This window comes from Polaromonas sp. CT11-55 (genome assembly GCF_047303325.1).
Lineage (GTDB): Bacteria > Pseudomonadota > Gammaproteobacteria > Burkholderiales > Burkholderiaceae_C > Polaromonas.
In genome coordinates this window covers 22,214-33,123 of record NZ_JBKBEX010000039.1, presented here as the reverse complement: position 1 = coordinate 33,123, position 10,910 = coordinate 22,214, and the positions used below count along the sequence as shown (strand labels likewise).

The 10,910-nt window shown below is 64.5% G+C and carries 10 protein-coding genes; 6 read left to right on the top strand and 4 right to left on the bottom strand.

The genetic code is table 11. The features are described 5' to 3' along the window. Window positions 1-412 precede the first annotated feature (412 nt). Genes ACEN8I_RS22985 through ACEN8I_RS22970 form a run of 4 tightly spaced genes read right to left on the bottom strand, consistent with a single transcriptional unit; the run spans window position 413 to window position 4,401 of the window. On the bottom strand, window positions 413-1,273 hold the full coding sequence (locus ACEN8I_RS22985; protein WP_413330957.1) for an ABC transporter permease: 861 nt from the start codon (window positions 1,271-1,273) through the stop codon (window positions 413-415). Window positions 1,274-1,289: 16 nt separating this feature from the next. Further along, window positions 1,290-2,195, bottom strand: coding sequence for an ABC transporter permease (locus tag ACEN8I_RS22980; protein WP_413330956.1), 906 nt, complete (start codon window positions 2,193-2,195; stop codon window positions 1,290-1,292). 7 nt (window positions 2,196-2,202) lie between these two features. After that, a complete protein-coding gene (locus ACEN8I_RS22975; protein WP_413330954.1) occupies window positions 2,203-3,303 on the bottom strand; it encodes an ABC transporter ATP-binding protein in 1,101 nt (366 codons plus the stop codon). 21 nt (window positions 3,304-3,324) lie between these two features. After that, entirely contained in the window at window positions 3,325-4,401 is a 1,077-nt protein-coding gene (locus ACEN8I_RS22970; protein WP_413330953.1) for an extracellular solute-binding protein, read from the bottom strand. Between the two features lie 217 nt (window positions 4,402-4,618). On the opposite strand from ACEN8I_RS22970, the gene ACEN8I_RS22965 reads away from it, so the two are divergent. The 6 genes from ACEN8I_RS22965 to ACEN8I_RS22940 all read left to right on the top strand — a co-directional run bounded on the left by ACEN8I_RS22965 (window position 4,619) and on the right by ACEN8I_RS22940 (window position 10,842). Continuing rightward, entirely contained in the window at window positions 4,619-5,464 is an 846-nt protein-coding gene (locus ACEN8I_RS22965; protein ID WP_413330952.1) for a TatD family hydrolase, read from the top strand. Then, entirely contained in the window at window positions 5,461-5,982 is a 522-nt protein-coding gene (locus ACEN8I_RS22960) for a DNA-deoxyinosine glycosylase (RefSeq protein WP_413330951.1), read from the top strand. The genes ACEN8I_RS22965 and ACEN8I_RS22960 overlap by 4 nt, the downstream gene beginning before the upstream one ends. Continuing rightward, the gene (locus ACEN8I_RS22955) at window positions 5,982-6,755 is read left to right on the top strand and encodes a spermidine synthase (protein ID WP_413330950.1); all 774 of its coding nucleotides are present in this window, start codon (window positions 5,982-5,984) and stop codon (window positions 6,753-6,755) included. The genes ACEN8I_RS22960 and ACEN8I_RS22955 overlap by 1 nt, the downstream gene beginning before the upstream one ends. A gap of 43 nt (window positions 6,756-6,798) precedes the next feature. Further along, window positions 6,799-8,601: a GspE/PulE family protein gene (locus tag ACEN8I_RS22950; RefSeq protein ID WP_413330949.1), complete on the top strand. Its 1,803-nt coding sequence runs from the start codon at window positions 6,799-6,801 to the stop codon at window positions 8,599-8,601. Window positions 8,602-8,831: 230 nt separating this feature from the next. Then, window positions 8,832-9,317, top strand: coding sequence for a tripartite tricarboxylate transporter TctB family protein (locus ACEN8I_RS22945; protein ID WP_413330947.1), 486 nt, complete (start codon window positions 8,832-8,834; stop codon window positions 9,315-9,317). A 13-nt stretch (window positions 9,318-9,330) separates the two neighbouring features. Further along, entirely contained in the window at window positions 9,331-10,842 is a 1,512-nt protein-coding gene (locus ACEN8I_RS22940; protein WP_413330946.1) for a tripartite tricarboxylate transporter permease, read from the top strand. The last annotated feature ends 68 nt before the right edge of the window (window positions 10,843-10,910 follow it).

Sequence of the window (10,910 nt, the reverse complement as noted above, 5' to 3'; positions counted from 1 at the left end):
GGTTGGGAGGGGGCGGCTTCGGCTGCAGCCTCGCTGGGCGGCTGCGCGTCGGCATCGGCCGCGCCCTTTGCCGGACGGTTTGAACTGCTGTAAAGGGCTGGCCTGCGCATGCATTCACCTTTGGGGGCTGTGTTCTCAAAACCGGGCTGGTAGGGGACGAACGCCCCCTGTTCACAGCTGCACCGTATCACGATTTGTGCATCCATGCACGGGATTTGGCTATCCGCAGAAAGGGCTTTGTAAAGAGATTACATCCGCGGATTACGCAGATTTCCGCAGATTAAAGGCAATCGTGATGAGAGGTCCTTGGCCGGTGTATGCAATGGGCTAAGGCACCGCGCCAATGTCTTCTCTTCAATCTGTGGAAATCTGCGTAATCTGCGGATAAAAATCCCCGTTTTGGGGTGCAGGATCAGCGCCCGGGGGAGTCCGGGGGGCTGCGCAGCAGCGTCAGCGCCAGCGCCGCCGAGGCCAGCATCAGGAACAGGCTCACCGCATTGAGCGCCGGTGTGGCGCCTTCGCGCATGCGGCCGTACATCATGACGGTCAGGGGGGCGTCGGAGCCGACCAGCATCAGCGTGGTGTTGAAGTTCTCAAACGACATCAGGAAAGAGATAGCACCGGCCCCGACCAGCGCGGGTTTTAGATACGGCAGGGTGATGGTGGTGAAGACTGCGGCGCGCGACGCGCCCAGGTTGTAGGCGGCTTCTTCCAGGGTGATGTCAAAACGTTTCAGGCGCGCGGTGATGATCAGGGTGGCGATGGAGACGATGTAGGAAAACTGCCCTATCACCACCAGCGGCAGGCCGGGGCGCAAAAAGTCCAGCTCCAGGCCCCACCAGCTGTCGGCCAGCTGCGCCAGGCGGCTGGCAAAGGCCAGGATGGAGATGCCCAAAATCACCCCCGGGATCACCAGCGGCGCCAGCATCAGGAAGGACAAGACCTGCTTGCCCGGGAAGCGGGCGCGTTCGATCAAAAAGGCATTGGTGGTGCCGACCAGCACGGCCAGCACGGTGACCCAGGCGGCCACCACCACGCTGGTCCAAAGGCTGGCCAGCAATGGGCCGTCGGCAAACAGGCCGGTGCGGCCGGGCTTGCCGCCGAAAAACCAGTCCAGGGTAAAACCGCGCCAGGGCGGCGCCGGGTAGGGCGCATCGTTAAAGGCGAACACCGCCACTACCAGCAGCGGCAAAAACAAAAAGGCGAAAAACACCAGCGCATAGGCGACCGTGCCGGCGCGCAGCCAGGCCGGGCGGGGCAGGGAGGCGATCATGCGGTGTGCTCCATGGTCATGAACGCCGCATCACTTCGCCGAACTTCTGGCCGGTTAATTTCAAACCCAGCCAGACAATGGCCGTGGACAGCCCCAGCAGCAAAAAGCCAAAGGCCGCGCCCTGTTCCCAGTTAAAGCGCGTGATGAACTGGGTGTAGATCTGCTCGGTGAACCACAGCGAATTTTTGCCGCCCAGCAGGGTGGGCGTGAGGTAGTTGCCCAGGGTCAGCATAAAGACCACGATGCAGCCGGCCAGTATGCCGGGCGCGGCATGCGGGATGACGATTTGCCACAGGATGGAGGGGCCGTTGCCGCCCAGGTCGTAGGCGGCTTCCACCAGCGAGTCGTCCAGGCTTTCGAGCGCGCTGATCAGCGGCACCACCATAAAAAGCATGGAGGTGTAGACCAGGCCGACCAGGATGGTGGCATCGCGGTAGAGCAGTTCCACCGGCGCATCGGTGATGCCCAACTGCACCAGCACGGCGGGCAGCACGCCCGACTCGCGCAGCAGAATCATCCAGCCCAGGGTGCGCACGGTTTCGCTGACCCAAAAGGGGATCAAACACATCACCAGCAGCAGCGACTTGGCGCGCCCGCGCACCAGCTTGGCGATGGTCCAGGCGATGGGAAAGGCCAGCAGCAGCGTGATGCCCGTGGCCAGGATGGACATCAGCGCGGTGCGCACAAAGGTGTGCCAGTACAGGGGCTCCTCGACAAAGGTGCGGTATTGCGCCAGGCTGGGCGCGTACTCGCGCGGGGCCACGCGCACGCGCAGCGAGAGCACGGCGAGGTCTATGTGCGGCAGCACGATCAGGCCCAGCAGCCAGACCAGGGCCGGCGCCAGCAGCAGGAACAGCACCAGCCTGGCCTGGGCCTTGCCGCCTGAACCAGGCGCTGAGGGCAGGACGGCCGCGGCTGGCATGGCGGCCTCAGGCGTTGCCGAAGCAGACGGCCTGCTCGGGGTCGAAGCTGAAGGCGATGGTCTCGCCTATGCGCAGGTCGGCGAAGCGCCCGGTCTGAGGCAGGGCGATGCGGAACTCGGTGCGGCTGGCGGTTTCGCGCAGCAGCACGGCCGAGTTGGCGCCGTCGAACAGCAGGCTCTCCACCTGGCCGGCATAGACCGTGTGGTTTGACGGCAGCTCGGTCGCGTCGCGCGCCAGGTTGATGGCCTCGGGCCGCACAAAAGCCTGCACCGCCTGGCCCGGCTGCAGCCGTCCGGCGGCGCGTGCGCGCAGCGCCAGGCCATCGCCGGTGGTGAGTGAGACCACAGCGCCGGCCTCCGCGCCCGAGGTATTGGTGCTGGCGGCGAGTTTGTTGTTGGCGCCCACAAAGCCCGCCACAAAAGGCGTTTGCGGCTGGTAGTAAAGCTGCTGCGGCGTGCCGACTTGCTCGAAACTGCCGGCGTTCATCACGGCCACGTGGTCCGACAGCACCAGGGCTTCGGACTGGTCGTGCGTGATGTAGACAAAGGTGGTGCCGAAGGCGGCCTGCAGCTGCTTGAGCTCGACCTTCATGTGCTCGCGCAGCTTGAGGTCGAGCGCGCCCAGCGGTTCATCGAGCAGCAGCAGCGTGGGCTCCAGCACCAGGCTGCGCGCGATGGCCACGCGCTGGCGCTGCCCGCCCGAGAGCTGGTCGACGCGCTTGTCCTGCATGCCGGGCAGGCTCACGCGCTCGAGCATGGCGCCTACCTTGGCCGCGATGTCGACGCGCGACAGGCCGCGCCGCGCCAGGCCGTAGCCCACGTTCTCGCCGACCGACATCATGGGAAACAGCGCCAGGTGCTGGAACACCATGTTGACCGGCCGCTGGTTGGGCGGCACGCCGTTCATGGGTTTGCCGCCTATGTGGATCTGGCCCGCATCGGGCGACAGAAAGCCGGCGATCATGCGCAGCAGCGTGGTCTTGCCGCAGCCCGAGGGGCCGAGGATGGAGAAAAAGCTGCCGCGCTCCACCGTGAAGGACAAGTCCTTCACGGCGGGCTGGCCGGCGTAGGTTTTACCGACGTGCTCGGCTTGCAGGTCTGCGTGCACCTTGGGCGCGCCGCTGGCGGTTTACTGGGCTGCCTTGATGCGGTCGAGGACCCGGCCTTCGATGTCTTCTATGCCGGCTGGAACAGCGGGATACCACTTGACGTTTTTCAGCGCGGCTTCGGGGAAGCTGGCGGCGAACTGGGCCTTGAGCTTGGGGTCGGCCAACTGGTCGGCGCCCTTGGAGGCGGTGAAGTTGCCGGCCGAGCCCGCGACCTTGGCGGCGATCTCAGGGCGCATGTTGAAGTTGATCCAGGCGTAGGCGGCGGCATCGTTGCGGCCCTTGGCGGGGATGGCGAAGGTGTCTATCCAGCCCAGCGCGCCGGACTTGGGCGCGATGTACTGGATCTCGGGCTTCTCGGCGTTGAGCTTCCAGCCGCCGGTGTCCCACATCATGGCGCCCACGACCTCGCCGGCGCGCATGCCGTTGAGCAGCTGGTCCTTGTTGTCCCAGTAGAACTTGATGTTGCTCTTGCAGGCGACCATGGTCTTGCCGACTTCGTCCATCAGCGCGCCGTAGGCTTTGGGGTCCTTGTAGAGTGCAAAGGGGTCCTTGCCGGAAGCGAAGGCGAAGGCCAGCAGCGTGGGGCGTTTGAGGCGCACGGCGGTCTTGCCCTTGACGTCGGCCTTGCAGAGGTCGGGGTAGTCCGTCATCTTGGCCAGCTTGGTGTTGACGACCAGGCCGTCGGTGCCCCAGATGTGCGGCAGGCCGTAGACCTTGCCGTCCAGCGTGGTGTTCTTTTTGGTGGCCTCCAGCATGGAGGGGATGAAGAGCTCGGACTTGATCTTGCTGAGGTCCATGGGCTTGTAGATGCCGAACTCCTGCTGCGGGCCGGTGATGCGGTCCTGCGAGGGCTGGGCCAGGTCAAAGCCGGCGCCGCCGGTGGCGCGCAGCTTGGAGATCATTTCTTCGTTGTTCGAGAGGGTCAGCTCGACGTCGATGCCGGTTTCTTTCTTGAACTGAGCCACGACGTCGGCCGGCACATAGTCGGCCCAGGTGATCAAGCGCAGCTTCTGGTCTTGCGCCCAGGCGGCGCCGCCGAGGCTGGAGGCAACCAGGCCGGCACCGAGAATCTGGCTCATCAGGCGGGATAATTTCATTTGGCTTTCCTTTGTTATGTCGAAGGGACGGGTTGACGAAGGCAGACGAAAGAAACAAAAACCGTGGCGAAACCAAAATGAAACAAGAGGTGTTCCGCCTGAAAAAAGCATAGGGTGTCCCGATTTCATTTCTGTGTCAACATCTTCATCAGGGGCTTTGCTCTTTTTTCCGTAGCTTCCCTCTCTTGATCGCACCCCCTTCGCCCCCCTTTAGCGCATGACTTTCTGGATAGACACGCATTGCCACCTGGACGCCGGGGAACTGGCCGCCGACGTGGACGCGGTGCGCGCGCGCGCCGCGGCGAACGGGGTGGCGCACTGCGTGATCCCGGCCGTCGGGGTGTTTAACTTCGAGGCGGTGCGGCTGCTGGCGCACCGGTTTGCCGACAGCTATGCGCTGGGCATACACCCGCTGTGCGTGCCGCAGGCGCGCGATGAGGACCTGCAGGCGCTGGATGCGGAGCTCGCGCTCAGGCGCGGCGACCCGCGCCTGGTTGCGGTCGGTGAAATCGGCCTGGATTATTTTGTGCCGGCGCTGACAGAAAGCCCGATGCGCGAACGTCAGGAGTTTTTCTACCGCGAGCAGCTCAAGCTGGCGCGCAAGCACGGCCTGCCGGTGATCCTGCATGTGCGGCGCTCGGCTGACAAGCTGCTCAAGCACCTGCGCGAGCTGGCGCCCGAGGGTGGCTGGCGCGGCATAGGCCATGCCTTTAACGGCAGCGAGCAGCAGGCCGGCGAGTTCCTCAAGCTGGGCTTCAAGCTGGGTTTCGGCGGCGCCGTGACCTTTGAGCCGGCGCGCCAGTTGAGGCGCCTGGCGACGGAGCTGCCGCTGGATTCGCTGGTGATGGAGACCGATTCGCCCGACATCCCGCCGCACTGGGTGTACACCACGGCGGCCGAGCGCGAGGCCGGCAAGCCGCAGGGCCGCAATGAGCCGGGCGAGCTGCCGCGCATCGCGCAGCAGGTGGCCGAACTGCGCGGCATCGGCGAGGAGGCACTGGCGGCCGCCACCACGGCCAATGCCCTGCGGGCCTTGCCGGGCCTGAAGGCGCTGCTCGCATGAAGGCAACACCGGTATCGACAGCGCTGACCGGCCTGGCGCCGCTGGTGTCGGACCGCACGCGGCTACTGGTGCTGGGCAGCTTTCCGGGCGCGGCCTCGCTGGCGGCGCAGCAGTATTACGGCCACCCGCAAAACCATTTCTGGAAAATCCTCAAGGCGCTGTGGCCGCCAGGGCCCGCGGACACGGGGCCCGATGCCTACCGGATACGCGGCGAGTGGCTGCTGTCCAAGGGCCTGGGCCTGTGGGATGTGTACGCGGCCTGCGAGCGTGAGGGCAGCCTGGACAGCGCGATCCGCAATGCCGAGGTCAACGACCTGGCCGGCCTGCGCCGGCTGTGCCCGGCGCTGGAAGCGATTGCCCACAACGGCGGCGAAAGCTTCAAGCATTCGAAGCACACACTGGCACTGGGCCTGCCGGTTTACAAACTGCCCTCGACCAGCCCGGCGAATGCCTCCTGGAGTTTTGAGCGCAAACTTGCGGCCTGGCGGGAAGTTTTTGAAAAACACGGACTGGTTTGATGCAAAGAAAAGAAACGGCCAAAGAGAGTACGGAACTTGAGTTACCCGAGGTCAATTTCTCGGATTACGGCGATGTGCGCTTTCTGCACCTGGGCACCGAATGGGTGCAGGGCTCCATGCTGCGCGACGCGCCCTATGACATCGAGCTGGAGTATGTGCAGCGCATGATGGCGGGCCTGCTGTTCATGGACGCGGCGGCCGTGCCCAAAAAGCACGCCATGCAACTGGGCCTGGGCTCGGCCGCGCTGACCAAGTTCTGCTACAAAAAGCTGCGCATGAAGACCACGGCGATTGAAATCAATCCGCAGGTGGTCACGGCCTGCCGCGTCTGGTTCAAGCTGCCGCGCGACGACCTGCGGCTGCATGTGATCGAGGCCGATGCCGCGGCTGAAATCAAAAAACCTGCCCATCAGGGCACGGTGGATTTGCTGCATGTGGACCTTTACGACCACGAGGCGGCCGCGCCGGTGCTGGACAGCGCCGATTTTTATGAAGACTGCCGTAGCTTGCTGGCCGAGAACGGCGTGATGACGGTCAATCTATTCGGCCGCGATTCCAGCTATGTGCAGTCGCTGAGCAAGATTGCCGAAGCCTTCGGCCCCGAGGCAGTGTGGGCTTTTACGCCGACGCGCGAAGGCAACACCGTGGTGCTGGCCCAACAGGAGCCCACGCGGCCCGAGCGCGCCGCGCTCTTGCAGCAGGCCGGCGTGATCGAATCGCGCTGGGACCTGCCGGCCAAAAAATGGCTGCGGCTGTTCAAGCCGGTGGCTTGAGGCGGGTAGCAAAAGCCATGATGGATGGGGTACAGTGCGACCCATGAGCGCCGTGACCCATACCAAGCCCCACCGTGATACGCATACGAAAAAAGGCCACGCCGGCCCGCTGGACTGGCGCACCCTGGTTGAGTGGCTGGGCGAGGATGGCGTGATCAGCGCCACCGAGGCGCAGCGCACCATCGCGCGCTGCTCGCAGGTGCAGAGTGCGCAGCCGCCGTTGATGCGGCTGGCCAGCGTGGGCATGACGCGCGTGGCCGACGGCAAACCGCTGGATATCGAAACCATGTCGCAGTGGCTGGCGGGCCGGGCAGGCCTGGCCTATCTGCGCATAGACCCGCTCAAGGTGGACGTGGGCAAGGTGGCCGACACCATGTCGGCCATGTATGCCGAGCGCCACAAGGTGCTGCCGGTGCAGGTCACGCCCAGCGAGGTGGTGATCGCGACGTCGGAACCTTTCATCACCGACTGGGTGCAGGAAGTCGAGCGCCAGGCCAAGCGCAGCGTACGCCTGGTGGTATCCAGCCCGCTGGACATCACCAAGTTCACGGCCGAGTTTTTCGCGCTGGCCAAATCGGTCAAGGCCGCGATCAAGTCGGGCAGCGGCTCGGGCTCGGCGAGTTTCGAGCAGCTGGTGGAGCTGGGCAAGAGCAACAAGCAGCTGGACGCCAACGACCAGGGCGTGGTGCAGGTGGTGGACTGGCTCTGGCAATACGCTTTCGACCAGCGCGCCAGCGACATCCACCTGGAGCCGCGCCGCGAGCAGGGCGTGATCCGCTTTCGCATCGACGGCGTGCTGCACCCGGTGTACCAGCTGCCCATGGGCGTGCACAACGCGATGACGGCGCGCATCAAGCTGCTGGGCCGCATGGACGTGGTGGAAAAGCGCCGCCCGCAGGACGGACGCATCAAGACGCGCAACCCGCGCGGCGACGAAATTGAAATGCGCCTGTCGACGCTGCCCACGGCTTTCGGCGAAAAAATGGTGATGCGGATTTTCGACCCGGACACCACGGTCAAGAACCTGGACGCGCTGGGCTTTTCGCAGCACGATGCCGACCGCTGGGAGGCGCTGGTCAAGCGCCCCCACGGCATTGTCCTGGTCACCGGGCCGACCGGATCGGGCAAGACCACCACCTTGTATTCCACGCTCAAGCGCCTGGCCACCGAAGAGGTCAACGTCAGCACGATCGAAGACCCGATCGAAATGATTGAAGCCTCCTTCAACCAGACACAGGTGCAGCCGCACCTGGACTTTGATTTCCCCGAGGGCCTGCGCGCGCTGATGCGGCAGGACCCGGACATCATCATGGTGGGCGAAATCCGCGACCTGCAGACCGCCGAGATGGCGGTGCAGGCGGCGCTCACCGGCCACCTCGTCTTCAGCACGCTGCACACCAACGATGCGCCCTCGGCGGTCTCGCGCATGATGGAGCTCGGCGTGCCTGCCTACCTGATCAATGCCACCATGCTGGGCGTGCTGGCCCAGCGGCTGGTGCGCACACTGTGCCCCAGTTGCCGCGAGCCCGACGAGGGCGCCGCGCGCGAAACCCTGGCCGAACTGGTCAAACCCTGGCAGATCAGCGGCGGCTACCGGCCCTACAAGCCGGTGGGCTGCGTGGACTGCCGCATGACGGGTTTCCGCGGGCGCATGGGGCTGTATGAATTGCTCACGGTCACCGAGGGCTTCAAGGAAAAGGTTTCCAAGGAGCCGAATATCGACGCGCTGCGGCGGCAGGCGGTCAGCGAAGGTATGCGCCCGCTTCGGCTGGCCGGCGCGCTGAAGGTGGCCGAGGGCCTGACCACCATCGACGAAATCCTGGCCTCCACGCCCCCCTTGTCCTGAGAACCCGGTCGCGGCCTCAAGGCGGCCGCTGTTTCGGCCGTAAACACGTTCTGGAAATGGTGATACCGAGGGTTTTCACGGCTTTTCACGGCGCCCGGCCTTCATGTAAGTGAGGGGTAAGCCAAAGATAAATGAAAGGTAAGTGAAAGCCACATGTCGGGGCCGGGGGATTGAATGCACAATCCAGCGATTCTTTCTTTTACTTTTATGTATGTATTGAGGAGACAGCCGTGAATATCAAGAGTCAAAAAGACTTTTTCTCCGGCCTCATGTTCATGGGCGTCGGCGTGGCGTTCGCATGGGGGGCTACGACCTACAACGTGGGCGAGGGCGCCCGCATGGGCCCCGGCTACTTCCCGCTGATGCTGGGCGTGCTGATGGCCATCCTGGGCGCGGCCATCACCTTCAAGGCGCTGGTGGTGGAAGCCGTGGGCGGCGACAAGATCGGCAAGTGGGCCTGGAAGCCGCTGGCCTACATCATCCTGGCCAACCTGATCTTCGGCGTGCTGCTGGGCGGCCTGCCCAGCATCAAGCTGCCCCCCATGGGCATGATCGTGGCCATCTACGCGCTGACCTTTGTTTCCAGCATGGCCGAAGACGGCTGGAAAGTGAAAAACACCTTCATCCTTGCGACCGTGTTGGCCGTCGGCAGCTACCTTGCCTTTGTCGTCCTGCTCAAGCTGCAGTTCCCGGTGTGGCCTTTCTTCATCGGCTAAGGAGATATAAAAAATGGATCTGATTGCAAATCTCTCGCTGGGTTTTGGCGTGGCGTTCACGCCCATCAACCTGGTGTATGCCTTTATCGGCTGCCTGCTGGGTACCCTGATCGGCGTGCTGCCGGGCATCGGCCCCGTGGCCACCATCGCCATGCTGCTGCCGGCGACCTACGCCCTGCCGCCCGTTTCGGCGCTGATCATGCTGGCCGGTATTTACTACGGCGCCCAGTACGGCGGCTCCACCACGGCTATTCTGGTTAACCTGCCGGGCGAGTCCTCGTCGGTGGTGACCTGTATTGACGGCTACCAGATGGCGCGAAAAGGGCGGGCCGGGCCCGCGCTGGCCGCGGCCGGCCTGGGGTCCTTCTTCGCCGGCTGCGTGGGCACGCTGATCCTGGCGGCTTTCGCGCCGCCGCTGACCGAGCTGGCCTTCAAGTTCGGCCCCGCCGAATACTTCGCGCTGATGGTGCTGGGCCTGATCGGCGCCGTGGTGCTGGCCTCGGGCTCGCTGCTCAAGGCGATCGCGATGATCGTGATGGGCCTGCTGCTGGGCCTGGTGGGCACCGACGTGAATTCCGGCGTCGCGCGTTTCAGCTTCGACGTTCCCGAACTGACCGACGGCATCGGCTTTGTGACCATCGCCATGGGTGTGTTCGGCTACGGTGAAATCATCAGCAACCTGGCCCAGCCCGAGCATGAGCGCGAGGTGTTTACTGCCAAGGTGTCGGGCCTGTTCCCCACCAAGCAGGATTTCAAGGACATGACGCCGGCCGTGCTGCGCGGCACCTTCCTGGGTTCGGCGCTCGGCATTCTGCCCGGCGGCGGCGCCTTGCTGGCGGCCTTCGCGGCCTACGCGCTGGAAAAGAAGATCAGGATGAAAAAGGGCGAAGTGCCTTTCGGCCAGGGCAATATCCGCGGCGTGGCCGCGCCCGAGTCGGCCAACAACGCCGGCGCGCAGACTTCCTTCATCCCGCTGCTGACGCTGGGTATTCCGCCCAACGCCGTGATGGCCCTGATGGTGGGCGCGATGACGATCCACAACATCCAGCCCGGCCCGCAGGTCATGACCAGCAACCCCGAACTGTTCTGGGGCCTGATCGCCTCGATGTGGATCGGCAACGCCATGCTGATCATCCTGAACCTGCCGCTGATCGGCATGTGGATCAAGCTGCTGACCGTGCCTTACCGCTACCTGTTCCCGGCCATCGTGCTGTTCTGCGCGATCGGCGTGTACTCGACCAACAACAACACCTTCGACGTCTGGATGGTCGGCATCTTCGGTGTGATCGGCTACCTCTTCGTCAAGCTGGGCTGCGAACCCGCGCCCCTGCTGCTGGGCTTCATCCTGGGCCCCATGATGGAAGAAAACCTGCGCCGGGCCCTGCTGCTGTCGCGCGGCGACTGGAGCGTGTTCGTCACGCGTCCGCTGTCGGCCGGCCTGCTGGGCGCCGCCCTGCTGCTGCTGATCATCGTGCTGCTGCCCTCGGTCAAGAACAAGCGCGAAGAGGCCTTCGTCGAGGACTGATCGCTAACCCAGGGGCCCAGTCCCCATTCGGTACAAAAGGCACCTTGGGTGCCTTTTGTTTTGCCCGA